Origin of the sequence: uncultured Aquimarina sp. (genome assembly GCF_947496855.1) — a bacterium.
Taxonomy (GTDB): domain Bacteria; phylum Bacteroidota; class Bacteroidia; order Flavobacteriales; family Flavobacteriaceae; genus Aquimarina.
In genome coordinates this window covers 220,082-247,053 of the sequence record NZ_CANMED010000008.1, presented here as the reverse complement: position 1 = coordinate 247,053, position 26,972 = coordinate 220,082, and the positions used below count along the sequence as shown (strand labels likewise).

The following is a 26,972-nucleotide window of genomic DNA, read 5'->3' as shown; positions in this document are numbered from 1 at the left end:
TTTTAACAACTTCATTTACTATTGTAAGCAAGAGATAGTTTGTAGAACTATAACTTGTCTTTATAGTAGTTTACTAATAAAGCAACTACATAGCTATAGGTTTCCATACCTTTAGGTTGGTTATTTGCTTTTAAGTACGTGTCGTAGGTGCTTTTAAAAATTGGTTCTAATGGATTTTGATAACTCATCCAGAATTCATTTACTTCTTGATAATTTTTTCTAATTCCTGGTCTTAACTTTTCTATTAAACAAAAAGCTTTTTGCTCATCTCTAAGATATAGATCATTTAAACAAAACTTTAACGCAAATGTCGTTCCACTGTAGTTAAAATAAGGATCATCATAATTCATTGTAGTTAAAGCTGCTATAAAATTAGCTTCATTTTCCTTAGCAAAGCCTAATTGATGTGCTTCTTCATGACAACTAGTAGTTGGAGTTTTATAATTAAGAATTAATCCATTTACTTGTGCTTCATTTGTAATTGGATTAAGATAACCACTAAATCCCATATATGTAAGAGGTAAACTTAATAGAGATTTCTTAATACTTTTTGGAGAATAATTAAGCGTTGGAAAGATCTTATTAAGTTGCTGATATGCTGGAATTGTTTTTTCGAATATTTCATCTTTACTATAAGGCATCACTACGGATAACGAATCATTAGGTTCTAAGCTAGTATGGATTAAATTGGCTTTGTCTATTAATTTTTCTGAAACTAAAAAAAGTTCATCTTCGCTATATTGGTCATTGATCTCTAATATTTCATGCATCGGTAACCTGTAGTAATTCATTCCCCATAGGATATGGAAGCAACCATAAACAATAGATAAAGTAGCTCCTGTATCTAGTAACACTGATTTCCATTGTATTTTTTTTCGAAAGACTTTTTTAAATAGAAATCTGATCAGTAGTATAATTAAAATACTATATCCAATATCACCAAAAGAAAACGGAAGCCACCCAAAAGCATAACGTAAAGCTTTAGAAGTGTAAACAAATAAACCATTACTATAAAACTGATCAACAAATTCTGGAAAGAAAGATAATATCTTAATAATTATAACCTGTATAGGAAGCAGAATAGTAAGGTATAATTTTGTTTTGGATTGCATATAATTAAATCTAATGTAAAACTACAACATTTAATATATCCTATGAATTAAGATTTTTATTTCTTCATTCTTAAATTATATGAAGGTCAAATAGAATTCGATAAATAAACATTTTGGTTAATTCATAAATCCTTGATTATGCACATTTCATAATGTACATTTGCCAAAAACACAATACATATATGAATTCAGAAATAAGAAATCTGGAGCCTAAAGAACTCTGGAATAAATTTGCAGATCTTAATGCGGTTCCGAGACCTTCTAAAAAAGAAGAACGCGTAATTGCTTTTATGAAGGATTTTGGGAATTCTTTGGGATTACCTGTAGAAGTAGATGACGTTGGTAATGTTTTGATTAGTAAACCAGCTACATCTGGAATGGAGGATCGAAAAACTGTGGTAATACAGTCTCATTTGGATATGGTGCATCAAAAAAATGCGGACACCGTTTTTAATTTTGATACACAAGGAATAGAAATGTATGTTGATGGTGATTGGGTAAGGGCTAAAGGAACTACTTTAGGAGCTGATAATGGATTAGGTGTAGCAACGATTATGGCTATTTTAGAATCAAATGATATTTCTCATCCTGCCATTGAAGCTTTGTTTACTATTGATGAAGAAACAGGAATGACTGGAGCGATGGGCTTAAAACCAAATTGGCTACAAGGAGATATTCTTTTAAACTTGGATACAGAGGAAGATGATGAAATCGGTGTAGGTTGCGCAGGAGGAGTGGATGTAACTGCAGAAAGAACATACAGAGAAGAGGAAGTCCCAGAAGGAAAAACAGCGTATACAATCTCGGTAACAGGTCTTAATGGAGGACACTCTGGGATGGATATTCATAAAGGATTAGGTAATGCTAATAGGATAATGAATAGGTTGTTGTTTGATGGTTTTGAGAACTTTGGACTTAGAATTCATGAAATTAAAGGAGGTAGTCTTCGAAATGCAATTCCAAGAGAAAGTTTTGCTACGATTGTAGTTGATTCGATACAGTCAAAAGCGTTTGAATTTGAAGTAGGTGAATTAATTACTACTATAAAAAAAGAACTCTCTTTGGTTGATACAAATTTGTCAATTGAGTTAAATCCTGTGGATTTACCAAATAAAGTTATGGAATTAGGAGTTCAGGAAGGTGTTCTGAAATCTTTGTATGCAGCTCATAACGGAGTGTATGTAATGAGTTTGTCTATTCCTGATTTAGTAGAAACTTCTAATAATATTGCTAAAGTAACTATTGGTAGTGGTAATATTAAGATTGAATGTTTGACGAGAAGTAGTGTAGAATCTACAAAATTAGATCTGGTTAATAAATTAAGAGCAACTTTCGAATTAATAGGATGTGAGGTTATAACTGATGGAGATTATCCAGGTTGGGCGCCAAATATGAATTCTGCTATATTAACGGTGCTAGATGAATTGTACCAAAAAATAAATGGAGAAAAGGCTCATATTGCTGCTTGTCACGCAGGATTGGAATGTGGTATCTTAGGGCAAAATTATCCTAATATGGATATGATATCTTTTGGGCCTACTATTTTAGGTGCGCATTCTCCTGATGAGCGAGCTAGTATTTCTTCCGCTCAAAAATATTGGGGTTTTGTAAAGGAAATTTTACAAAATATTCCATTGAAGTAATTTTTGGATTTCTACAAAAATAAAGAGGCATCTCATTTTCAAATGAGATGCCTCTTTATTTTATTAGTTATTTAATTCTATTTCTCTCCTCCTTGGATTTCAAGTAAATCAAGTTCAAAAATCAAATCTGTATTCGGAGGAATAGGGTTTCTGCCTCTTTCTCCATATCCTAAATGAGAAGGAATAAATATAACAGCTTTATCTCCAGTTTTCATTTGTTGTACTCCTTCTTTAAAACCAGCTATCATTTTAGCATCTGCAGAATAAGCCATCTCCATCGGAACATATCCTTTTGGGTGATCTGCACGACGCTTATCCCACGTTCCTGTTTTTTTTGCTACTTCTTCCATATTTGTATCAAATATTCTTCCATCAGTAAAGTATCCTTGATAATTGAGATTCACTATTTGTCCTTGTTTAGGTTGTGTTCCATCTCCTTTATTAATGAAATATATTTCTAAACCACTTTCTAGTTTTGTTGCTTTTTCTTTTAATTCAGTAAATCTAGCAGCGGTTTTAATACTCTGTTCTTTTTTAATTCTTTCCTTTTCTAATTTCTCTTCTTCTAATGCTTTTAGTTTTCCTTCAAAAACTGCATTGGCATCAAATGATTTAGCACTCTTTCCTTTTCTAATAATATTTACCTGTTCCATTCTTACTTCAGAAACTGGTTTGTCTCCTGGCTTCTTTGTCTCTACAACTCCGAGGCTATCTATCAGATCTTGTCCAGAAACGATTTCTCCGAATACGGTATGCTTACCATTTAACCATGGTGTTTCTTTAAGAGTTATAAAAAATTGACTTCCGTTTGTAGCTGGACCAGAATTAGCCATAGATAAGATACCTTTAGACTTGTGAGTCAATGAGTCTACAATTTCATCTGGGAATTTATATCCTGGATCTCCAGTTCCGGTTCCTAGAGGATCTCCTGTCTGAATCATAAAATCTTTTATAATTCTATGGAATATGATGCCGTTATAATATTTTTTTCCTTTATATAAACTATCTACCAAAGTATTAGTTCCCTCTGCTAGAGAAACAAAATTAGCTACGGTTAATGGTGTTGCTTCGTGGTGTAATTTAGCAATAGCAGTTCCTTTATTGGTAATAATTTCTGCATAGATTCCATCTCCAAGTTCTGGGTATTTTTCTTCGCAATTAGTAAAAGTAATGGCGATAAGTGCTAAAAATAAAAGACTTAATTTTTTCATTTTTTTGTTAAGGTTTAATTTTCTTTTGTTGATTGTTTTGTGATTTTATTAAGTGTTACTCTTGATATTAACGGAATATTTGTCCCAATCTTATGATCATCGCCATAATAACCGTAAGCTTGATAAGATGGGAACAAAAAAGTTGCTATTTCTCCTTCTTTCATTAGTTTCAAACCTTCTCTTAATCCAAAAAAAAGATCTTCCTGATCAATAGAATAATTTACAGTATCTAGTTCTTTTTGATTGTAGATGATAGTACCATTTAGGTTTTTTACATCGTAATTGAAGTTTACAATATCACCAAACTTAGGTGTAATAGAAGAAATGGTGTCTTTTTTCTCATAATAATACCAGAAACCACCATCTGATGAAATATAATTATTTAATGAATCTTCTTTAATAATTTTTTGAATCCTGGCTTCTTCTCTGGCAGTGAGCTCTTTATTTCTATTTATTGATTCATTAATAAATGACCCTGATGAAATGCTAATCGGTTTCCTTGCTTCTGGCGCTTTACAAGAAAAAAGCAGTGTTAAAACACTTAAGAATAGAAGGAAATATCTCATGGATTTAGTGCGTTTTTATAAGAGGGTAATATACTAATAAATTTCTCAACAGTTTCCTTAAGAGAAAGATTGCTTTTCCCCCCTGCAGCGTTGTGATGCCCTCCTCCTTCAAAATGATTTCGGGAGAACTCATTTACAGAAAAATCACCTTTAGAACGCAGCGATATTTTTATAATGTTTTCACCTCTATTTTCAATAAAAATCAATGCAAAAACTATTCCTTCTAGAGATAGCCCCATGTTAACGAATGCTTCTGTATCTCCTTTCTTAAAATTATGATCATCTAATTCTTTTTGAGATAAAGTAATATAAGCGGTTTTGTATTCCGGAAGTACTTTTAGATTTTTTAACGCTACTCCTTGTAATTGTAATCTGGAGTGCGAGTTGGTATCATAAATATCTTCGTGGATTCTAGTATTGTCAGCTCCGCGATCAATTAGATCTGCAATTACTCTATGTGTGGTACTGGTTGTGGATCTAAACCGAAATGAACCCGTATCCGTCATGATACCAATATAAATACAAGTAGCGATATCAGCATTGATTTTATCGAGATCATCTAATTTTTCTATAAAATGATATATCATTTGACAAGTAGAACTCATACCAACATCACTGTAAGTATATGTTGCATAATCATCCGGTTGCTGGTGATGATCAATCATAATAAATGTAGTATCAGTTTGGATCAAAACATTTTCCATATTTCCAGTTCTGGAGAAATGATTAAAATCTAAAGTGAAAATAATATCTGCTTCTTTAATTTTAGATACTGCCAAATTAGTATCACTATCATGTTTGATAATCGAACTCTCTCCTGGAATCCATTTTAAAAAATTCGGGTAATCATTAGGCGTAATAACAGAAGAATGATGTCCTAATCCAGATAAGTAATGATGTAGTGCTAAGGTAGATCCAATAGCATCTCCATCTGGATTTTTATGGGGAATAATAACAATTTTTTTTGGAGTGCTCAAAAGCACTTTTATTTCTTTAATCTCACTCGTATTCATAGATCAGCGAATATACTATTTATTAATAATATGGTAATAAAGGAATTCTTAATTTTACAGAGTTCTAATTTATTCTAAAATGAAAATTCAAAATAGTTTATTTTTTGCTTTATTTTTTACGGTTCATTGCAGTATTTGTCAAACAATACCACAAAACGAAACTTCTGATTTCATTATTGCTTTTGGAAGTTGTAATAAACAAAATAGTCCTCAACCTTTTTGGAAAGAGATCTTAAAAAACAATCCTGATATGTTTATTTGGGGAGGTGATAATATTTATGGTGACTCTGAGAATATGGTTAAAATTGCAAACGATTATAAAATTCAAAATGACAATGTAGGCTATCAAGAACTAAAAAAGGAAGTTCCGATTCTCGCTACCTGGGATGATCATGATTATGGCAAAAACGATGCAGGAGTAGAATGGAAGATGAAAAAAGAAAGTCAGCGATTGTTTTTAGATTTTCTTGGAGTTTCCGAAGAGGATAAAAGAAGAAAGCAAGAAGGGATATATACCTCTAGAGTTTTTGAAACATTAAAGGGTAGTATCAAAGTGATTGCACTGGATACTCGATATTTTAGATCTCCACTCCTAAAAGATAGTATAGGTAAAAAACGATATCTTCCTTATAAAAACGGTAAAGGAACCATGTTAGGAGAAACACAATGGTTATGGTTAGAAAATGAATTAAAGTCAAGTAAAGCAGATTTTAATATTGTAGTAAGTAGTGTGCAATTTTTATCAGGAGAACATGGTTGGGAGTGTTGGGCCAATTTTCCTGATGAGATGGAACGTTTACACCAATTGATTATAAATAATGATGTTAAAAATGCTATTATACTGAGTGGTGATCGTCATATTTCGGAATTTTCAAAAATAAATTTATCAGAATTATCATATCCATTAGTTGATTTTACATCTAGTGGATTGACACACGCGTATACCAAGTATTCAGGAGAACCTAATAAATATAGACTAGGAGAAGTAATTTTTATTCCAAGTTTTGGGATTTTGAAATTTAATTTTGATACTCAAGAAGTAACTATGCAGATGCGTGGTGAAAACAATGCCATTTTACAGGAAATAATACAGCAATATCCTAAAAATTAGAATTTTTCTATTTGGATTTCGGAAAAGACAGTACTTTCTGAGGAAATTTCTTGTTTTTGATGCTTTTATCTATACTTTTGCACAAAATTTTGCATTTGGCCAAAATGGTCAAAAAAACATTTAAAGAATAAAGTTTCCCTTTAAAAGGAAATAAGATAAAAACCAAATTTTAAAAATGGCAACAAATAGAACTTTTACAATGCTTAAGCCAGATGCGGTAAGAAAAGGCTACATCGGTGCGATTCTTGAACAAATTACTGCTTCAGGTTTTAGAATTGTAGCAATGAAATTAACTCAATTAACTACTAATGATGCTAAAGCATTTTATGCTGTGCACAGTGAGCGTCCTTTTTATGGAGAATTAGTAGAATATATGACTAGTGGTCCAATCGTGGCAGCTATTCTTGAAAAAGAAAATGCTGTAGAAGATTTTAGAACCTTAATCGGTGCTACAAATCCAGAAGAAGCTGCAGAAGGAACTATTCGTAAGAAGTTTGCTACTTCTATTAGTGAAAATGCTGTTCACGGAAGTGATAGTGACGATAATGCAGCCATAGAGGGTGCTTTTCATTTTTCAGGAAGAGAGCAGTTCTAAGAAAAATTATACTATAATAGTGTTCAAAGCCATCCGTCTCAGGCGAATGGCTTTTTTGTTTTAATAGATCTTATTAATTCTTTAATTTTTCAGTACAATATTTAATTCCATATCATAAATCATAATAGTCTCTGGTGGTATAGAACCATCAAAACTACCGAGTTTTCCATAGGCTAAGTAAGAAGGTACAATTATAATAATTTTAGAACCTTCATTAACTTGTTTAAAACCTTCTCTAACACCTGCTAAAAGAGATCTCATTGGTGCAGCGATTCCGTAATCATTATTTTCTTTATTGGACTCTCCAACAACTTCACCTGTTTCTGCAATGCTAGTTTTAAAGTGAAATATCACAGTGTCATCGTCTATTGGAGTTAATCCATTACCTTCACTAATTACAGTATAAGATAATCCTGAATTCGTTGTTGTAGCAGAAATGTTATTGTCTGATATATAGTTTTCTATCCATTGCAATTCTGCATCTTTTTCTTCTTGAGTGTACTCCAGATTTATAGGCTCTCCAGGATCGAAACCTTGGTCATCGTCAGAACTGCAAGAGAGAAAAAAGAAAGATAAAGTAAGTACTATAAATGTGTTTTTCATAAGTTTTTAATTGAAAAAGTAATTGTGGTTTCTTTTAAGTGACGTGAAACCAATATTTGTTACCATATAATTTTACTTTTTTTACTAAAAAAAAATAAAGTACAAGGCAGTAAATAAGTTTAAGATTACCGTGATTTTTCTAAATCAGATGGAATAATACTTTTTTAGTATGTTATGAGGTAAGAAAAAATCTCTGTTTTGACAAGAGACTACCAAAATACTCTAAAACTGATATTAGGAGTAATTCCCAAAGCAACAATATCCGAATTTACAAAACGATTATTTAATGAATTAGTAGTTCTGAATTCTCTATTAAGTAAGTTTTCTCTATCATATAGATTCAGAACAGAAAGCCCTAATCGATATTTAATATTAGAAGTTGATTTTATTTTAAAATCATAAATAGCGGAGAAGTCCAACCTATGATAAATGGGTAAATTATTCCCGTTGATTTCTCCGAAATCTAATAATACCAGATTCCCACTTTCATCAACTCCAGCAACATTGGTGAACGCTTTACCGGTATGCCAAAGCCAACCTAAAGAAAACTGAAAATTATTGATCTTATAAAAATGAGACCATTTTACTGTATGCTCTATATTCCAGTTGCCAGGAAAAGATTCGTTATTGTTGATACCATCAAATTTATTTTTAGTATTGATGTATGAATAGCTAACCCAAGTTTTATAGTTTTTAAAATGCTTCTTTAGAAAAAAATCAATTCCATAAACCCTGCTTTCACCATTATGATAGGTGTTATCAATTGGATTAATAAAACCTGCTGTAAGTGATGTAATATCATCTATTTGCTTATAATAGGTGTCTACATCAAAATACCATTTATTTTTTTTAAAACTACTTCCCAAAGTAAATTGATAACTAGTGATTACAGGAAATTGTTCTTTGTTAGCTAATGTCCAAACTTGATTTTCTAAGGATAGATCACTAACAACGGATTCTCTAATTTGGCTAACAGCTTGACTTCGATATTCTCCTGTGGCATTAACTTCCCAATACTTTGATAAGTTTTTTTGTACAAAAACTCTAGGTTCTACAAATGATTTATCTAATTCAGCGTAGTTATTCAAGCGTAGTCCGACAGAAAGATAAAAGTTTTGAGGAGCCTCGTATTTGTATTCACCATAGATTGCGTGTGTATTTAGAAGACGATCATCTTGATCCAGAATTAATTCATAGGTTGGTGTAGTCGTTACAAATGCATACTTGATAGTATTGTTGGAAAATTGATATCCTCCCAGAACAGTATGATTATCAGATAACGAATAAGTGAGGTCTAAGGCTGCTCCTAAGTCTTTTACACTATTTTTCTTACTTTCTGTTTCTATAGTACTTCCAGACGCTCCAGTAATAAACTGATAGTTTAATAAATATCTTGTATAATACCCACTGGTTTTAATCTTAAGTCCATTATTTGATTTATGTTTCCAACTAAGGTTATATCCTTCATTTTCAGTAATTAAATGATCATTAAAAGACATAAGATCATCACTTCGCTTAAAGTCGAGATCATTTTTGCTGTATAAAGCATTCGCTTCAATTTTATCAAAATCAGAAATATTGGCAATTAGGTTAGCATTATAATCACCATAAAAAAAATCATTTGTAGCTTCATTAAGCGGGTTAGTTTCTGCGATAGTTGTGTTCTGAAAAACACGATCTGCAAATTTTTTATAGGTAAATGTTTCTAAAAGATCTGTATATGATCTTCTTCCAGAGACTTGTAATGACACTTTATCCTTTATAATAGGAGCGTGAACAACAGCATCTGCATTGATCATATTAAAACCGGCTCCTCCTGTAAAATGTTCTGCAACTTCATTTTCAGTTTTGATATCTATCACACCTGAGATCCTATCTCCGTATTTAGCACTTACACCACTTTTAGAAAAATCTATTTCTTTAACCACATAAGGGTTAAATGCAGATAGCATTCCGAAGAAATGACCCTGATGGTATGTTTTGATACCGTTCCAAAGGACTAAGTTTTGATTAGGAGTGCTACCACGGACGTATAATCCAGATGCTGTCTCGAACGGACTATTAACACCGGGGGTCAATTGAACACTTTGCAAAATATCTGGTTCCGTAAGACCTGGTAGTATCTCAATATCTTTTAGATCAATATTTACTACTTTTTTGTTTTGAGTAATCCCTTTGGTAAGGTATTCTTGGATAACCACTTCATCCAGTGTTTCAATTGTATTCGTAAGGTAGATCTTTATACAATTGTTTTTACTAACAAATTCTGAAGTGTTTAATACTTTCTGCCGAAAGCCTGGAGCACTTATCAAAATTGCTGAATTAAAAGGTATTTCTTCATTCTCAAAATACCCTTTTTCGTTTGTAGTAATATTGGTTCTGGAAGCTTTAAAAAAAACACGAATTTTTTCTAGTGGTTCTGAGTTTTCATTATAAATATAACCACAGACAGTAACAGTATCCTTTTTAGAATATTTTCTAATGGTAATAAAATTTTCTCCCGTGACTTCAAACTTTAATTTGGATTGTTGTTCCAGACTATCAAGAACATCTTTTATACTAGTTTCGGTATTAGTCTGTAAAGAGACTAATTTATTAATGATAGTTACATCAATATATGAGAACTTTACATTGAATTGTTTTTCTAAAGATGGAATTATTTGTGATAAGGGATAGTTTTTTGCATCAATTATAGTTGCTTTTTCCTGTGAAAAAACAGCTATATTCCACAAAAATATGCATACACAAAAGAATCTAGTCATGCTCTTAATTTTCTACTACCACGGTCTTACCATTTTGCAATAGTTGGTATTGCAAACCTAAGGTACTAAAAACTGTTTTAAGAGCAATGTTCATGTCATTATTAGGAAAAGTTCCAGTATAAATTGTGTTGATATTTATATCTGGATTCTTTATATTTATGGAGATGTTGTATTGATCTTCTAGCTCTTTAAAAACATAATGTAAAGGCACACTTCTAAACGAACTAGTGTTAGTAATCCAGGAAGGTTCTTGTGCTACAAATGTCCAATGTTCAGGGGGTGTATTTGTAATGTTTCTGTATGCTTTTCCGGCAGTAAGAATTGTATTCTCTTGTTTACTTGTAACACTCACCTTACCTTCATAGCAAACTGCTTCAAAAAATGAAGCTTGTGATTGCACATTAAATTGAGTTCCTAATACAGAGACATCCCCATTTTTAGTAGTAACAGTAAATTTACTTCCTTTTTTTACCTTAAAATAAGCTTCGCCCTCTAAGGATATGTTTCGATTGGCATCCCAATTGTTTTTATCGAAACTTGCCTCAGACTTAGCATTTAGTATCATTTCAGAACCATCCGGTAATATTACTGTTAATTGTTCGCCATAAGAAGTCGCAAAAGAGTCATTAGTATTGAATAAAAATAAACCAAATATAATTGCAATAGAAGCCGCTACAGCTAAATAGGGCCAAAGTTTAATAACCGGTTTAGAGGTTTTATTGGAAGAAGTTTGTTTATTTGATTTTATGTTACGTAAAGCAGTATCTACATCATACTCCGTTAAATCTAAAGTATCGGCACCAGCTAAAATCTTCATATAATATTCGTATTCCGGATGAGACTGAAACTCATTAAGTTCCTCAGGAGAAAGATCTCCATTAACCCATCTAGATAAGAATATATCATCTTTTTTATCGTCAAACATAATCTGCTTATATATAATAGAAACGTTTAAGTTGGTTATTACCCTACCTTTGTTTTAAATATTTCCAATTTTTTTTCTTAAAGTCACTAAAGCTTTGTGCATTAGTTTTTCTATTGCTTTTACCGATACATTCGATAACTCGGCAATTTCTCTATATGTTTTTTTATCAATTCTACTTAGTAAAAAAACTTCACGTTGTCTATCGGGTAAATCAGCTATAGCATTTTTTAGCTTCTCCATGTATTCTTTTTCAAGCATAACAAACTCTGGAGATTCATTAGTTACATCACTTTTTCTTTGTGTAATATATTTTTGATGTTTAAACTTTACTTGTTGATGTCTTGCAATACTAATTCCCAAATTAGTAGCAATCGTATATACATAACTTTTTGCTTTGTCTAAAGGGACCTTTGCACAATTATTCCATAATTTAATAAAAGAATCTTGCACGATATCTTCCGCCTGATCAAGATCTCCAAATTTATAGTATAGATAACTCCTCAAAAGTTTAGCATGACTTTTGAAAAATTGATTAAAGGCTTGTTCATCACAAGTAGAGTTTTTACTGTCAGACATTTGGGGGATTAATTTAGTGTCAAAACTAGATTTTTTTCTGATACCAAAAAAAATAAATTATAAAAAAAATAAAAGTTGGGGTGGGGTAGGGCAATTGATTAACGTTTTACTAGTGTTATAACGCACAAAATATCTCAATTGAGTTTTACTTAATCTTTAATTAAAATCTTAAAATGAAAAATCTTAAAATTCTTAGCCTACTTATGCTAGGGCTTATGCTAACATTTATTTCTTGCGAAGAAAGCGATGATAGCGATTCGAATACAGAGTGTCCAGAATTATCTTTTGAAAGAGATGGTGGAAAATTAATTGCAAATTTTGAAGAAATAAACAGTTTAGACGTTTACGAGTGGTTTGTAAACGATGAATTGGTAGAAACTGAAAGCTTAGAAAATCAACGTGATAATGTATTAGATATTTCAGAATATAATCCTGGTACTTATACTATTTGTATCAAAGCAGAAACACCAGATTGTCCTGCAGGTATAGCGTTTTGTAAAGAGATAGTTATAGGAGAAGATATGGAAGGTTGTCCAGAATTAAAATTCACAAGAGATGGGGATTACCTAATAGCTGATTTTGAAGGTATGGATACATTAGAATTTTATGCTTGGCAAGTTTCTGGAGAAACTCTTGGTAATGAAACTATTATTGAGAATGAAGGAACCGATAACCAAGGAGATAATAAATTTTCTCTTGCTAATTTAGAAGAAGGAACATATAGTATTTGTTTAATTTCAGAAAGCCCAACTTGTACTAGTACAGAATATTGCGAAGAGATTACTATCGATGGAGATGGACAGGATGCTTGCCCTGATCTTTCGGTTAGTTCAGAAGGAGACATTGTTATTGCTACAATTAGTGGTACCGATGATATCGATTTATTTAAATGGTATGTGAATAACCAACTTGTAGCGGCTGAAGACTTGCAGGTTCAAGGTAGTGTTGTGACATTAGATTTGAGCGATTACAATCCAGGTTCTTATGAAGTTTGTGTAAAATTTAGTTCTAACGATTGTTCTCAAGGAATCGAGGCGTGTGTATCAGTTCAGGTAACAGATGATAATAATGGAGGAGATGACTGTCCAGATGTATCATTTATAGAAGAAGGAACTTTAATGTTCGCTAGTTTTCCTGGAATTGATCAATTAGATGTGTATGAATGGTTCGTTGATGGTACATTAGTAGAAACAGAAAGTTTACAGAGTCAGGACAGAGACGATATGTTAGATTTAAGTTCTTATAACCCTGGGACATATACTGTTTGTATAAAAGCAGAAACTAACGAATGTCCTAATGGAACAGAATATTGTGCAAGTATTGTAGTACCAGAACCGCAAAGTATTGATTGCTCGGTTTTTGATGTAATAAACTATGAGGATAAGATTGCTATAGCAACAGCATTATCTATAACGGATATTGATCCGAATTCTGTAGTATGGACAATCAATGGAACATCTACTACGCCTATAACTCCTCGCGTATTAAGGCTTATAGATCATGTAAATCAATCAGGGACATATGAAATCTGTTATAAAGCAGTTTCTCAAACTTGTGGTAATTTAGAGAAGTGCATTCAGATAGATTATCAAATGTAGATTTATAGGAACAAACAATTTTTTTTCAAATATTATTAATAAGGTCATATGGATGTATGACCTTATTTTATTTAATTTTTTTAGGAAAAAAAGTAGTAGAATTAACATTTTTTTTGAAGGAAAGGGTAGGGTGTTTTTTCTCAACTGCGTTTCATTATTGTAGGACTTATAAAAAAGTTCTCAAACAATTAATTATTGACAACCCCTAAAAATTAGAAAGATGAAAAAACTTAGTATTTGGTATGTAATGATCTTTGCATTACTGTTAGGATTTATTTCTTGTGAAGAGATTGAAGAATTAGAAAATTGTCCAGATGTTACTATTAATGTAGACAATGTTTCTGGTAGCGCAGTGTATCGATTTGCAGCTCAATTTGATGGTATCGAGGATGTAAGGCTTACTTGGTCTATTGATGGAGAAGAAATAGATACTGGTAATCTAAATGATATAGCCAATCAGATTTTCGAATATCAATTCGAAGAAGGAACATATACTGTTTGTGTAAAAGTAGCAAGCGATACATGCCCTATAGAAGTATGTAAAGAGATTGAGGTTGATATTGATGAAACAGATCCTTGCCCTGACCTATTTTTTGAAGCAAGACAATATGAAAGATTAAATAAATATAAGTTTATAGCAGACTTTCCAGAAATTGAAGAAACTCGTTATGAGTGGTTTATAGATGGAGAGGTAGTAGATAATGATAACCAAAATGAGAATAATTATTTGTTTTGGGAATTTAATGAGCCAGGTAGTTACGAAGTATGTATTAAAACAGAGACACCAGATTGTCCTAACGGAACTTCTTATTGTAAGATTATTGAGATAGCAGAAGCAGACGTAGATGAAGGATGTCCTGAATTATTTTTTATTGCTGAACAAGATGGAGATAATCCAGCATATTATTTTCAAGTAGAGTTTGAAGGAGCAGATCAATTCGAGTGGTTAGGATGGTTTATTGATGGAGAATTAGTAGAAGATTCAAATAATGGAGATAACAATAGATTGTATTATCAGTTTGCTCCTGGAAGATATGAAGTGTGTTTAAAGACAGAAACTCCAGAATGTCCAGAAGGAACATCTTACTGTAAAATTATTGAAATTGAAGGAGATACTACTGTGTGTCCAGAATTATTCTTTGAAGCAGAACAAGATGGTGATAATCTAGCGTATTATTTTTATCCAAACGCTTTTCAAGGTATCGATGATGTAACATTAGAGTGGTCTGTTAACGGTGATTATATAGGAACAAGTTCAGGTCATAACGATCCTTTTTATTACCAATTTAGTGCAGGTAGTTTTGAGGTATGTCTTTCTGTAGAAACTCCAGAATGTCCAGAAGGAGTAACATTTTGTAAAGTAATAGAAATCGAAGGATCAGAAAATGATTGTCCTGATTTATTCTTCAATATTGAACAAGAAGGAAATACTCCTGGATATAATTTCTGGGCAGAATTTGGGGGGATGAATGATGTTTCATATGAATGGACAATCAATGGAGACGTTGTAAACTCAGAAATTATCGGTAGTAACGATAGAGATGATTATTTATACTATCAATTCGGATCAGGGACATACGAAATCTGTATTACCGCAGAAACACCAAACTGTCCTAATGGAACTACATTTTGTAAAACATTAGTGATCGAATAAACAACTTTTGTTAGGTTAGATTAATTAGGTTAATTCCCTGGAAGCATTGCCATTCTTCCAGGGAATTTTGGTTATACCAGTAAGATGTATTAGATTGTGAATTGAAATAGATTGAAAAATTTATTTTGATTTAAGGTAGGGTAGACTGATTTTCAGACGTTTTACTTATATAAATGCAAATTATTTTGAAGAATTTCAACACATATATACCGTTATACGCATTACTGATAATGTTATCATTCTTTAGTAGTTGTGTTACTGATGACTCGTTCTTTCCTGAAGAAAACACAGGTAATGTTATATCAAGTGCCGCTCTAGTAACGGTTCTTAATAACTTTGATACTACCACAACTTTTCTCTCAGAAAATGAACAATGTTTTAGATTTGTATATCCTATTACACTTGGGTATAATACAGATTCTACCATAAAGATTGAAAGTTATGATGGATTAGTAGATGTGATTTCAAGCCAAGGAGCTAATTTTAATGTCACAGGATTAGAATTTCCAATTAATATAATTTTTAGAAATACAGATACGATGCTATCTATTTCGAATGAGGTAGCTTTGTTAACTGTCTTAAGCGAATGCCAGTTCGATACAATCAGAGATGACTTTGACCAATTTTTTAATGGGTGCTTTAAGTTTGATTATCCAATAACTTTTTTTAATATGACTGGAGAAGAAACTGAAATTACAACAGATGATGCGTTTAGAATTTTTTATCAAGAGCAAGGAACAGCTTATCAGCCCAGTTTTAAATTTCCAGTTAATGTATTAGTATCTCCGAATTTTGAAAGTAACACAATAGAAACATATTTTGGTTTTTATAGACTAATAGAATCTTGCGAAAGTAGATGTCCGAGCCTAAGTTTTACTTCTGATCTCACAGATCAATTTAATTTAGGGTATCAGTTTACTGCAGATTTTCCTGATATAGAAGAAGTAGGGGTTTATGATTGGTTTGTAGGTGGTCAATTTATAGAGAGTGATGGACCCAATAATCAAGGTGATAATGTATTGATACGTAATTTTGATTCACCAGGTACTTATGAAGTTTGTATAAAAGCTGAAACTGCTGATTGCCCTGAGGGTATAACGTTTTGTAAACAGATAGAAGTTACTGCTTTTTGTCCAGAATTGTTTTTTGATTTTGAACAAGAACAAGGAACATTAGGATATACTTTTACATCAAGTTTTTCGAATATGGAGGAGTTAAATTATCAATGGTATATAGATAATGAGCTTATAGAAAATGATGGAGGAGCTAATGGAGATAATATGTTGTTTTCTAATTTATCGCCAGGAGAACACGTGGTTTGCATTAGAACAGAAACTCCTTCTTGTCCTAACGGAGCTGAGTTTTGTAAAGAGATAATCGTTGAGCCGATTTGTCCTAATTTGTTTTTTACAATAGAACAAGAAGGAAACACTCCCAGTTATAATTTTACAGCAAATTTCGAAAATATTGATACTGTAACCTACCAATGGGAAATAAATGGGGATATTATAGAACAGGATGGCGGACAAGAGGGGGATAATATGTTCTTTTTCCAATTTGATCCAGGAACCTATGAAATTTGTATTAGAGCAGAAACGGATACTTGTCCAGATGGAGCCGAGTTTTGTGAGCAACTAGTAATTGAGTAAGTCACGTTTTTAGAAGGCATTAAAGTGTGTAAGTAGTAATATTCCGTATTCAAATTTTCTAATTTAATAGTAATCCTTTCGTGAAATTTCGAATAAGATAATTCTTTCCTTGAAGGGACTTAATTTATAGAAAAAATAGGGTGTTTCAGTAACTTTGTAAAAAAGTAAAGGAATATGAGATATCATACAAGAAAACTAGTGAAGCCGGGAGATTTAAATCCAAACAATACTCTGTTTGGAGGACGAATGTTAGAATGGATTGACGAGGAAGCTGCATTATATGCAGTGATTCAGTTAGAAAGTAACCGTGTTGTAACCAAGTATATGTCCGAGATTAATTTTGTTAGTTCTGCAATGCAGGGCGATATTGTAGAAATAGGAATGGATGTGGTTAAATTTGGTAACTCTTCTTTAATACTCAAATGCGAAGTTCGTAACAAATTAACTCGAAAAACGATCATTAAAGTAGACAACATTACTATGGTATATTTGGATAAAAATGGGAAACCTGCTTCACACGGAAAAACAAAAATCGAATTTGTAAAAGATAGATTAGCGCAAAACTAGTAGGATATCGTTTATTTATTCTTAATTAACTAAAAAGGTTGGAATGATTAGAATATAGAGAAAACTAGATTAGAACTTATCAGTAAACAGAGTTGTCTTTCTTTGATAACTTCTGTTTATTTTTTGTTATTTTGATTAACCAACATTATGTACGTCACATTCCAAAGGCATATCATAATACCAAGTTTCAGGTTTGTCGCAATTTTAATAATTAATCTAACGCAAAATCAATTTCTTAATCAATTCTCTTTCCAGGCATTCATTAAGATTAGCGATAATTTTTTCTTTTCCATAGCTTAGTTCTTCTCTAAGTACCGAAGAAGTAAGTTCTATATATAATGTTTCTCGATCCAGTTTAATATTCCTGGTATATTTGTTAATAGCAGGCCCCATGATTTGCTCCCAAACATCGCGCACTTCTACCTTATCCAGACCTTTCTGAAGTTTGTTTTCGTTCACAAAATCTTTGAGAACATTGTTTATACTCTGAAGATCATTTTGTCGCCTTGCCATTTATAATTCAATCTTTGTATATGGTTTGTAAAAGTAAAGATTTCCTGTATCATTCCTTATGATCATCTGGTTTTCTTTTGCAGAAATCAATGTTTCTTTCCAGATTGATAGTGGAGTTTTATAATACATTCTTAGACTGTCATTTTCGATTACTATAGTAAATGTTTCGCTATCTCTGGTCGTGATAAAATTACCGTTTAATTGTGGTTGTACTTTTTTACGAATTCCTTTCAGGTTATCTACTTCAAAGAAGTCAATGTTTTGATTAAAATTGTACTGCTTTTCAATACCATCAGAAGTAATCACCTTTTCAATTTCCCAATATCCATTAATATGTTTAATAAATGTTTCCGGATTTGGTTTTGAACATGAAATTAGTAGGAGTGTTATAGAGTATATAATATTTTTTGACATAAATTCTATTTTTTAATCGAGCCCAAGCTTAATGATCTTATAAGATTGAGATATTTTTTTGACTACATTTTCTGTTCGATCTGCATGAGTGTCACTAATAAAAAGCTGACCAAAATTCTGATCATCTACAAGCTGAATTATGTGTTCTACCCTTTTTTCATCAAGCTTATCAAAAATGTCATCTAATAGTAATAAAGGATTTACCTTACTTTGTTTTTTGATAAAATCGAATTGAGCAAGCTTTAATGCTATCAAAAATGATTTTTGTTGTCCTTGACTCCCAAACTTTTTTATTGGATGTCCTTCTATCTCAAAAGATAAGTCATCCTTATGAACTCCTACGCTTGTGTATTGTAACATGCGATCTTTTGCTAAGTTTTGTTCCAAAAGTGTTAATAAATCATTTTCCGATAATTTACTTTGATAACTTAGCGCAACAGACTCTTTTCCAGAACTAATAGCTTCATAACGATTTATAAAAATAGGTATAAATGTTTCGAGAAAAGTAGTCCTTTTTTTATGAATGATATTACCAAATTCATCCATTTGTTGATTGTAAATTTCTAAGGTAGTTGAATCAAATGTGTTGTTAGCAGCAAAATACTTTAAAAGAGAATTACGCTGAGAAATAACTTTAGCGTACTTTAATAAAGTAGAAAGATACGCTGTGTCGCTCTGAGAAATCACACCATCTATAAATTTACGACGGGTGTCACTTCCATCTGTAATCAAGTCTCTATCGGCAGGAGAAATAATAACCAGTGGAAGAAAACCAATATGTTCACTAAAAGTGTCATAGGCTTTGCCATTTCGTTTTATTACTTTTTTTTGTCCCCTTTTAGCACTAACAATTACTTTTTCTTCTCGATCTAATTTTTCGTATAACCCTTCAACTACAAAAAAATCAGTGTCATGTTTTATGTTTTGACCAGTAATTGGGTTGAAATAGCTTTTCCCAAAAGATAAATGATAAATGGCATCTAGAATATTAGTTTTTCCTACTCCATTGTGGCCAACAAGGCAATTAATCTTGTCATCAAATTCGAAATTGACGGATTCAAAATTTTTGTAATTAATTAAAGAAAGTGATTTTAGAATCATAAAATATTGATCGTCAGCCAGTCGCGACTTTTTAGAAATTCTCAAATAGGAAGTGCAAAATATTGAAAAATAACAAATATTTTCGCTTTTAATTATGAATAAAAATTTTATTTTTGCGATTCATTAAAATCAACTTATGGCAACTTATAAGAAACGAGGATACAAACCAAAAAATAAAGCAGAAGAGGTAGAGGAATTGGAAGACAATTCTACAACCGCTGAAGTATTTAATACTTTGGATGAAGGTGCTTCCCGAACTGAAGAATGGGTTGCTGCTAATCAAAAATATATATTTATCATTGTTGGTGCTGTCGCTGTTGTAGTTTTAGGATATCTTGGATATCAGAAATATGTCCAGGAGCCAAAAGAATTAGAAGCATCTAATGAGATGTTTAAAGCGCAACAATATTTTGATAATGCAGTAAATGGTAATACCACTATTAGTGATTCATTATATACATTAGCTCTTAACGGAGGAGAAGGTAAATATGGATTTTTAGAAATTATAGAAAATTATAGTGGAACAAAGGCATCTAATCTTGCTAATTATTATGCTGGTTTTTCATATCTTAACATGAATAAGTATCAAGAAGCAATTGACTATCTTGATAAGTTTAAGAGTGATGACGAAATGCTTGGCCCTTTGGCATTAGGAGGAATCGGTGATGCTTTTGCCCAGTTAGATCAAATGGGTGAAGCTTTATCTTATTACGAAAAAGCTGTAAAAGCTAAGAATAATGAATTTACCACTCCTAAGTTTTTATTAAAATCTGCGATCACTGCAATTTCATTAGGAAAACCAGAAGCGGCGATTACATACCTAGAAAGAATAAAAGAAGAGTTTTCTAAAAGTGTAGAAGCTAATCAGGCTGATGTGCATTTAGGAAGAGCTCAAGGAATGCTTAAGTAGTTTACAGTTGTTGGTTTTTAGTTCTTAGTTTTTAAAACAAAGTCATAGAAATTATCAACTACTAACAATAAACGGTCAACCAAATATGGCTACAGAAAATAAAAATTTATCTCAATACGATAAAGCTACAATCCCAAACTCGAAAAATTTTCGGTTTGGGATTGTTGTTTCAGAATGGAATGACACTATAACAGAAGGTCTTTTTCAGGGGGCTTTTGATGCTCTAATTGATTGTGGAGCTATCAAGGATAACATTGTAAGATGGAATGTTCCAGGAAGTTTTGAGTTAATCTATGGTTGCAAAAAGATGCAGGAATCCTATGATATGCTGGATGCAGTAATTGCTATTGGTAGTGTTATTGAGGGAGAAACTAAGCATTTTGACTTTGTATGCGATGGAGTTACTCAGGGAATTAAAGATTTAAATATCCAAAATGATATTCCTGTTATCTTCTGCGTTCTTACCGATAATAATATGCAGCAATCGATAGATAGATCAGGTGGTAAACACGGTAATAAAGGAACAGAAGCTGCTATCGCTGCGATAAAAATGGCGCAACTTCGTAAAGACGCTAAGTTCTAAGAAACTATATTGTACGTTTTCTATACCACGTTCACTTTTCAAGAATCTGAAAAATGGCATTATACTTGCTGTTAATATTTTCAATGTTATTGTAATGCTAAAAGCTTTAGATTACTATGCATTTTAAGTATATTTGGATAATATAAAAGAAAGGAGCAGCACGTGAAATTAAGTATCCCTAAGAGAAAAACAAATCGAAGATATAACTATACTCCAAGGTATTATGAAGGAAAGAGTAAAGGAAATATCTACGATTTCGAAAATAGAATTACTAAATATCGCGAAACTAGAAATGCAATAGACTTTGGTTCTCAGTGGAGTGAAGATCGGAAATCAAGCCGTAATAGAGGAAACCGAGAAATCAACAAGAGAGTTATTTATATTGTGTTTGTGTTAATCTTTATCTTTTTGTATTTAATTGATTTTGATTTATCCATATTTACTGCCCGACAATAAATGTCAGATATCATCCAACTATTACCGGATCACGTAGCCAATCAAATAGCTGCCGGAGAGGTAGTGCAGAGACCAGCTTCTGTAGTTAAAGAACTATTAGAAAACGCGATTGATGCCAAAGCTACTCATATAAAATTAATTGTTAAAGAAGCTGGAAAAACACTTATCCAAGTGATTGACGATGGTGCAGGCATGAGTGTCACAGATGCACGACTCAGTTTTGAAAGACACGCGACTTCCAAAATAAAAACAGCAGAAGATCTTTTTCAACTTAATACCAAAGGGTTTAGAGGAGAAGCACTTGCATCTATTGCGGCGATTGCTCATGTAGAGTTAAAAACCAAGCAAGAAGATGATGAGGTTGGAACAGAGATTAAAATAGAAGGTAGCGAAGTTGTTGCTCAAGAAGTTTGCGTTACTCCCAAAGGAACTTCTATTAGTGTTAAGAATTTGTTTTATAACATTCCCGCACGTCGCAATTTTTTAAAATCAAATGCAGTAGAGCTTCGTCATATTATTGATGAATTTCATAGAGTAGCGATGGTGCACGCTGATATTAAATTTGATTTTTATCATAACGGGAGTGAAGTTTTTAGTTTACCAATTTCTAATTGTCGACAGCGAATTGTACATATTTTTGGAGGAAAAACTAATGAAAAGCTGGTTCCAGTTGATGAAGAAACTGATTTGGTGAGTATCACAGGATTTGTCTGTAAACCTGAGTATGCAAAACGAACTCGAGGAGAGCAGTTCTTTTTTGTAAATAATAGATTTATAAAAAGTGCCTATCTTAATCACGGAGTTAATTCGGCATTCGAAGGATTACTAAAAGAAAAAACACATCCTAGTTATTTTATTTACCTAACAGTAGATCCAACATCAATTGATATTAATATTCACCCTACAAAAACTGAAATTAAATTTGATGATGAACATGCATTATATGCAATGTTAAGATCTACGATAAAACATAGTTTAGGACAGTTTAATGTAGCACCTGTATTAGATTTTAACAGAGATTCATCTATGGATACTCCATATGAGTATAAAAGCAAAATGGTAAAAACTCCAACCATAGAGGTTGATAGGAGTTTTAATCCTTTTAAAGATGAAAAGAAAGAAGATTCATCATTCTCTTCTACTAAAAGTTATTCGAGTTTTAAAAAGGAATCTACGGGTAGCTGGGAAAATCTATATGCTGGTTTGGATACTACAGAAATACCATCTAAATCTACCGAAAGTGAGTTCTCTTCTATGCAGTTTGAAAGTGCAGAGGTAACTGGTTCTTTATTTAATGGAGATCAACAGGCTGCGCTAGAACATAATACTACATATCAGTTAAGACGAAAATATATTGTGACTACCATTAAAAGTGGTATGGTAATTATTAATCAACACAGAGCCCATCAGAGGATCTTGTATGAAGAAGTATTAAGAAATATCACCATGGCTAGTGCTGTGAGTCAGCAGTTATTATTTCCTCTAAAATTATTGTTTTCTAAACAAGAAATAGAATTGTTAAAATCAGTACGTGAACAGTTGGAAAATACCGGTTTCGTTTTTGGAGAGATTTCGGGAGAAGAAATATCTATTTCGGGGATACCTACAGTAACTACAGAGAGTGAAGTTTCTGTGCTCTTGGAGAAATTGGTTAGTGATATAGAACAGGAAGTACCGGATAGTGGATTTTCTTTAACTGATTTATTGGCAAGATCTATTTCAGGGAGTATCGCAGTGAGAACAGGAGTGGATTTGGCTAAAGAGCAACAACAACATATAGTGAATAGTCTTTTTGCCTGCACAGAACCAACAATAACACCAGATAATAAGCCAACTTTCATCACGTTAACAGTAGATGATATAGATAAAAAATTTTAAAAATAAATGGGTAGAATTACAGATACAGTAAAGGTTTTATTGATAATTAACGTTATAGTCTTTGTTGGGGCATTGGGTATTGGAGGATACGCATCTGATCAATTATTTGCTTTATGGTATCCGGAAAATAAAAATTTCCAAATATGGCAAGTTATTACGCACATGTTTATGCACGGAAATGGAACACATATTTTCTTTAATATGTTTGTTTTATACATGTTCGGTAGTCATCTGGAAAATTCAATAGGTCAAAAGAAGTTCTTGTTTTTATATTTTTCTGCTGGATTGGGGGCAGCAGGATTACAGTTGCTTTTTCATTATATTCAATTTAAGCCTGCTCTTGAGGCTCATTTACAATCAGGTATACCGTTGAGTAGTATCCTTGAAATGTTGGATGAGGCAACTATCAATAGAGTTTATTATTCATACAAATCTGTACCAGTAAATGTTACCGAATCATTAATAGATTCGTATGCAATTCCAATGGTTGGTGCTTCTGGAGCGATTGCAGGAGTCATAGCGGCTTTTGCAGTTTTATACCCTAATTTACCATTATATTTAATGTTTATTCCTATCCCTATTAAGGCAAAATATTTAGTAGCTGGGTATTTTGTATTAGATTTATTTGGTGGAATTACTGGACAAAGTATTTATGGAGCTACAAACATTGCTCACTGGGCACATATAGGTGGGGCAGTAATTGGATTTATTACTATGTGGTATTGGAAAAAGAATTCGTTTAATCAAAATCGTTGGAATTAATGTCACAGATAGACGATTTAAAATTGAAGTTTAAGAGATTTACTATTGTAGAGAAATTAATAGTGATCAATATTGTTGTATTTGTATCTTTTTACCTACTGAATACGTTCGCATTTTTGTTTAATGCTTCCAGTGGTTTTTTGATGGATTGGTTCGTTTTCCCAAAAGAGTTTGGTAGCTTTTTGACACAACCTTGGTCAATTATAACCTATGCTTTTTTACATAGTGGTCTTTGGCATATAGCTTCGAATATGATTATTCTGTACTTTTCTGGGAGATATTTTGTCTCTTATCTTACAGGAAAGCGAGTGTTAACGGTTTATTTTTTAGGAGCAATTTTTGGTGCTTTACTTTATATGTTGTCGTATAATTTGTTCCCAGCGTTTTCTGATATTGGTGATTCTGTATTGTTAGGAGCTTCAGCTTCAGTAATGGCAATACTAATAGCCACTGCGACGTATATACCTAATATGAGCATTAGATTGATGTTTATTGGTAGTATTAAGTTCTGGTGGATAGCAGCTTTCTTTGTAATAATGGATCTAATCCAAATACCCGCTAACAATTCGGGAGGACATATTGCCCATCTTGGAGGAGCATTATTTGGATATTTATATGCTAGTCAACTAAAGAAAGGAAATGATATAGGAAGTTGGTTTGAGAAATTGATGGATGCAGTGATAAGTCTTTTTAAGCCTAGAAAGAAAAGTCCTTTAAAAACAGTTCATAAAGCTAAGAAATCAAAAAACACTACTAGAAAAACAACTTTATCAGCAACTAAAAACCCTAATCAAGCTCAGATAGATGCGATACTTGATAAAATTAGTAAAAGCGGCTATGATAGTTTAACCAAACAAGAAAAAGACTTTTTGTTTAAAGCGGGCAAAGATTAGTCATGAGAAAACTGGTTAATAAGATTATATTTTTTATCAATTCTTTAGTGGCTTTCGCCTTGTTGATGTCATATCTATTGCCATATATTTCTCCGCAAACATTTCCATTGTTATCCGTGTTGAGCCTTACAGTACCCGTTTTAATTCTTATTAATGTACTGTTTCTATTGTATTGGGCAATACTCCTAAAACGTAAGATGCTATTGTCATTAATTGTACTAGTTCTTGGAATTTCTCATGTATCTTCCTTGTATAAATTAAGAGGAAAATCTTCTGATGCAGTTGATGGTACACTTTCATTGTTTAGTTTTAATGTACATGCTTTTAATCGGTTTAAATGGATTGATTCTGACGTTATACCAAAGGAAATTTCTAAATTGGTAAAAGATGAAAACCCTGATGTATTTTGTGCGCAAGAGTTTTATAATAATTCAGATATAGATTTTAGCCAATACGAACATAAGTATGAACATTTTCATCACCGTAGTCAAGAACTGGCATTGGTTATTCTTTCTAAATATCCTTTTGTAAATAAAGGTTCTTTAAGCTTTGAGAATACTGCTAATAATGTAATTTTCGCAGATATTGCTGTATCTTCAGACACAATAAGAGTGTACAATGTTCATCTACAATCTCACGGAATTAGTACCAAAACTGATGATTTAGCAAAAGCAGATTCGCAAAAATTATTCAAACGGATACAGGTTTCTTTCAAAAAACAACAAAGCCAAGTAGAACAGCTTATCGCACATATGAAATCATCACCATATCGCAATATTGTAATGGGTGATTTTAATAATACAGCGTATTCTTATATATATGATAAGATCAAATCAGAAAACCTTCAGGACACCTTTAAAGAGGCAGGGAAAGGGTTTGGGAAAACCTTTAATTTTGAGCTATTTCCTGCCAGAATCGATTTTATTTTAGTACCAGAAGATTCAGAAGTAGTAGCTTTTAAAAGCTTTGATAAAGAACTTTCTGATCATTATCCTATATTTTCAAGAATTAAACTATAGTTTTTTATAGTATTATTTGTTTTCTAAACGAGTAGCTTTGTTTTTTATGTTTTTCTCCCAGTCTTCGGCAAAAACTGCATGACCATTTTTCGTCATTAACTTCATTTTTTCTATTACAGCTTCTTGTATTTGTACTGGAAAAGTGTAGAGTTTTTTATTAATTTTTGTAAGTCTCCCATCGGGAATTTCACTGTTCTGATGTTTAATAGTTACTCTACTTTTTTTATAATAAGCTACGATTTTCAATCTACCATCTTCATACATACTATGCGTCGTGGTACCGTAGATAATTATAGGATCTATTTCACCATCACCATCAAGATCTGATAATTGCGAGTATTGATTCCAAAAACCGATTGAAGCTTCCCATTCTTGATCAATTTCATCTTTGATTGTTGATCTTTTCTTAAACTGATTTTTTTCTACTCTTAAGTTTAATGCATATATATTATCATATAAAGTGTCTTTTTCTTCGTTTACAACATTTTTATGATCAGTTAGTAATAAATAATATTCGCCAGAACTATCTTTATAATTATATGCTTGATATAATGGGTTAGAAACACCCAATTGAATTTGTCTCCTATTAGAGAAAATAGTATTCATCTCTTTTTTAGAAAGTTTTCTAGCCAATGTTGTGTCCATTGGTATTGAAGCATGTTTTTGTATGGGTAATACTTTAATATTTTCTGCTTGATTTTTAGAATATTCTTTTGATTCTTTAGTTTGTTTTCCACAAGAGAAAAAGCTTATTAAAATGATAAAAAGTAGAAATCTATTCATAAGTAAAGAGGATTAAAAAAGAAATATGTACAACTAGTTTTGTACTAAATGTAAAGAATATTTTCTAAATAAGCA

At 32.0% G+C, this 26,972-nt stretch carries 26 protein-coding genes; 14 read left to right on the top strand and 12 right to left on the bottom strand.

What is annotated here, in order from left to right; genetic code table 11:
* Positions 1–47: 47 nt before the first annotated feature.
* Entirely contained in the window at positions 48–1,112 is a 1,065-nt protein-coding gene (locus Q0921_RS22585) for a DUF3810 domain-containing protein (protein ID WP_299261027.1), read from the bottom strand.
* 182 nt (positions 1,113–1,294) lie between these two features.
* Here Q0921_RS22585 and Q0921_RS22580 point away from each other — a divergent pair, with 182 nt between their 5' ends.
* Entirely contained in the window at positions 1,295–2,755 is a 1,461-nt protein-coding gene (locus Q0921_RS22580) for an aminoacyl-histidine dipeptidase (RefSeq protein WP_299261026.1), read from the top strand.
* 77 nt (positions 2,756–2,832) lie between these two features.
* On the opposite strand, the gene Q0921_RS22575 is transcribed toward Q0921_RS22580, so the two are convergent.
* The 3 genes from Q0921_RS22575 to Q0921_RS22565 are packed head-to-tail and all read right to left on the bottom strand — an operon-like array spanning position 2,833 to position 5,545.
* On the bottom strand, positions 2,833–3,966 hold the full coding sequence (locus tag Q0921_RS22575) for a peptidylprolyl isomerase (protein WP_299261025.1): 1,134 nt from the start codon (positions 3,964–3,966) through the stop codon (positions 2,833–2,835).
* A 14-nt stretch (positions 3,967–3,980) separates the two neighbouring features.
* On the bottom strand, positions 3,981–4,532 hold the full coding sequence (gene gldI / locus Q0921_RS22570) for a gliding motility-associated peptidyl-prolyl isomerase GldI (protein WP_299261024.1): 552 nt from the start codon (positions 4,530–4,532) through the stop codon (positions 3,981–3,983).
* Positions 4,529–5,545: a DHH family phosphoesterase gene (locus tag Q0921_RS22565; RefSeq protein ID WP_299261022.1), complete on the bottom strand. Its 1,017-nt coding sequence runs from the start codon at positions 5,543–5,545 to the stop codon at positions 4,529–4,531. Before Q0921_RS22565 ends, gldI begins: the two co-directional genes overlap by 4 nt.
* A 79-nt stretch (positions 5,546–5,624) precedes the next feature.
* Here Q0921_RS22565 and Q0921_RS22560 point away from each other — a divergent pair, with 79 nt between their 5' ends.
* Both Q0921_RS22560 and Q0921_RS22555 read left to right on the top strand, forming a co-directional pair.
* Entirely contained in the window at positions 5,625–6,656 is a 1,032-nt protein-coding gene (locus Q0921_RS22560) for an alkaline phosphatase D family protein (RefSeq protein WP_299261020.1), read from the top strand.
* A gap of 175 nt (positions 6,657–6,831) precedes the next feature.
* Positions 6,832–7,251: a nucleoside-diphosphate kinase gene (locus Q0921_RS22555; protein ID WP_299261018.1), complete on the top strand. Its 420-nt coding sequence runs from the start codon at positions 6,832–6,834 to the stop codon at positions 7,249–7,251.
* Between the two features lie 81 nt (positions 7,252–7,332).
* On the opposite strand, the gene Q0921_RS22550 is transcribed toward Q0921_RS22555, so the two are convergent.
* The 4 genes from Q0921_RS22550 to Q0921_RS22535 all read right to left on the bottom strand — a co-directional run bounded on the left by Q0921_RS22550 (position 7,333) and on the right by Q0921_RS22535 (position 12,117).
* A complete protein-coding gene (locus Q0921_RS22550) occupies positions 7,333–7,854 on the bottom strand; it encodes an FKBP-type peptidyl-prolyl cis-trans isomerase (protein ID WP_299261016.1) in 522 nt (173 codons plus the stop codon).
* A 209-nt stretch (positions 7,855–8,063) separates the two neighbouring features.
* Positions 8,064–10,616: a TonB-dependent receptor gene (locus Q0921_RS22545; RefSeq protein WP_299261014.1), complete on the bottom strand. Its 2,553-nt coding sequence runs from the start codon at positions 10,614–10,616 to the stop codon at positions 8,064–8,066.
* A gap of 4 nt (positions 10,617–10,620) precedes the next feature.
* Positions 10,621–11,541, bottom strand: coding sequence for a FecR family protein (locus Q0921_RS22540; RefSeq protein WP_299261012.1), 921 nt, complete (start codon positions 11,539–11,541; stop codon positions 10,621–10,623).
* Positions 11,542–11,595: 54 nt separating this feature from the next.
* Complete coding sequence (locus tag Q0921_RS22535) at positions 11,596–12,117, bottom strand: RNA polymerase sigma factor (RefSeq protein WP_299261010.1); 522 nt, start codon at positions 12,115–12,117, stop codon at positions 11,596–11,598.
* A 173-nt stretch (positions 12,118–12,290) separates the two neighbouring features.
* On the opposite strand from Q0921_RS22535, the gene Q0921_RS22530 reads away from it, so the two are divergent.
* The 4 genes from Q0921_RS22530 (at position 12,291) to Q0921_RS22515 (ending at position 17,585) form a co-directional block, all read left to right on the top strand.
* Positions 12,291–13,715: a hypothetical protein gene (locus Q0921_RS22530; protein ID WP_299261008.1), complete on the top strand. Its 1,425-nt coding sequence runs from the start codon at positions 12,291–12,293 to the stop codon at positions 13,713–13,715.
* Positions 13,716–13,935: 220 nt separating this feature from the next.
* Positions 13,936–15,369 (top strand): hypothetical protein, encoded by a 1,434-nt coding sequence (locus Q0921_RS22525; RefSeq protein WP_299261006.1) that lies wholly within the window; start codon positions 13,936–13,938, stop codon positions 15,367–15,369.
* A gap of 185 nt (positions 15,370–15,554) precedes the next feature.
* The gene (locus tag Q0921_RS22520) at positions 15,555–17,018 is read left to right on the top strand and encodes a hypothetical protein (RefSeq protein ID WP_299261004.1); all 1,464 of its coding nucleotides are present in this window, start codon (positions 15,555–15,557) and stop codon (positions 17,016–17,018) included.
* Positions 17,019–17,192: 174 nt separating this feature from the next.
* Positions 17,193–17,585: a hotdog domain-containing protein gene (locus tag Q0921_RS22515; RefSeq protein WP_299261002.1), complete on the top strand. Its 393-nt coding sequence runs from the start codon at positions 17,193–17,195 to the stop codon at positions 17,583–17,585.
* Between the two features lie 216 nt (positions 17,586–17,801).
* Here the strand turns inward: Q0921_RS22515 and Q0921_RS22510 are convergent, their stop codons facing one another.
* Genes Q0921_RS22510 through Q0921_RS22500 form a run of 3 tightly spaced genes read right to left on the bottom strand, consistent with a single transcriptional unit; the run spans position 17,802 to position 19,613 of the window.
* The gene (locus Q0921_RS22510; protein ID WP_299261000.1) at positions 17,802–18,098 is read right to left on the bottom strand and encodes a DUF721 domain-containing protein; all 297 of its coding nucleotides are present in this window, start codon (positions 18,096–18,098) and stop codon (positions 17,802–17,804) included.
* Positions 18,099–18,512, bottom strand: coding sequence for a lipocalin family protein (locus Q0921_RS22505; protein WP_299260998.1), 414 nt, complete (start codon positions 18,510–18,512; stop codon positions 18,099–18,101). It abuts the gene before it with no gap.
* 12 nt (positions 18,513–18,524) lie between these two features.
* A complete protein-coding gene (locus tag Q0921_RS22500) occupies positions 18,525–19,613 on the bottom strand; it encodes a DNA replication/repair protein RecF (protein WP_299260997.1) in 1,089 nt (362 codons plus the stop codon).
* A 136-nt stretch (positions 19,614–19,749) separates the two neighbouring features.
* Here Q0921_RS22500 and Q0921_RS22495 point away from each other — a divergent pair, with 136 nt between their 5' ends.
* The 7 genes from Q0921_RS22495 to Q0921_RS22465 all read left to right on the top strand — a co-directional run bounded on the left by Q0921_RS22495 (position 19,750) and on the right by Q0921_RS22465 (position 26,114).
* Positions 19,750–20,523: a tetratricopeptide repeat protein gene (locus Q0921_RS22495; RefSeq protein ID WP_299260996.1), complete on the top strand. Its 774-nt coding sequence runs from the start codon at positions 19,750–19,752 to the stop codon at positions 20,521–20,523.
* A gap of 85 nt (positions 20,524–20,608) precedes the next feature.
* Positions 20,609–21,106 carry a 6,7-dimethyl-8-ribityllumazine synthase gene (gene ribH / locus Q0921_RS22490; protein WP_299260995.1) on the top strand — a complete coding sequence of 166 codons (498 nt, stop codon included), beginning with the start codon at positions 20,609–20,611 and terminating at the stop codon, positions 21,104–21,106.
* 162 nt (positions 21,107–21,268) lie between these two features.
* Positions 21,269–21,562, top strand: a complete 294-nt coding sequence (locus Q0921_RS22485) for a hypothetical protein (protein ID WP_299260993.1) — start codon at positions 21,269–21,271, stop codon at positions 21,560–21,562.
* Positions 21,563–23,440, top strand: a complete 1,878-nt coding sequence (gene mutL / locus Q0921_RS22480; RefSeq protein ID WP_299260991.1) for a DNA mismatch repair endonuclease MutL — start codon at positions 21,563–21,565, stop codon at positions 23,438–23,440.
* A 6-nt stretch (positions 23,441–23,446) separates the two neighbouring features.
* Positions 23,447–24,202 (top strand): rhomboid family intramembrane serine protease, encoded by a 756-nt coding sequence (locus Q0921_RS22475; protein ID WP_299260989.1) that lies wholly within the window; start codon positions 23,447–23,449, stop codon positions 24,200–24,202.
* Positions 24,202–25,095, top strand: coding sequence for a rhomboid family intramembrane serine protease (locus Q0921_RS22470; protein WP_299260987.1), 894 nt, complete (start codon positions 24,202–24,204; stop codon positions 25,093–25,095). Before Q0921_RS22475 ends, Q0921_RS22470 begins: the two co-directional genes overlap by 1 nt.
* A gap of 2 nt (positions 25,096–25,097) precedes the next feature.
* On the top strand, positions 25,098–26,114 hold the full coding sequence (locus Q0921_RS22465) for an endonuclease/exonuclease/phosphatase family protein (protein ID WP_299260984.1): 1,017 nt from the start codon (positions 25,098–25,100) through the stop codon (positions 26,112–26,114).
* Positions 26,115–26,126: 12 nt separating this feature from the next.
* Here the strand turns inward: Q0921_RS22465 and Q0921_RS22460 are convergent, their stop codons facing one another.
* On the bottom strand, positions 26,127–26,897 hold the full coding sequence (locus tag Q0921_RS22460; protein ID WP_299260982.1) for a M949_RS01915 family surface polysaccharide biosynthesis protein: 771 nt from the start codon (positions 26,895–26,897) through the stop codon (positions 26,127–26,129).
* Positions 26,898–26,972: the final 75 nt, after the last annotated feature.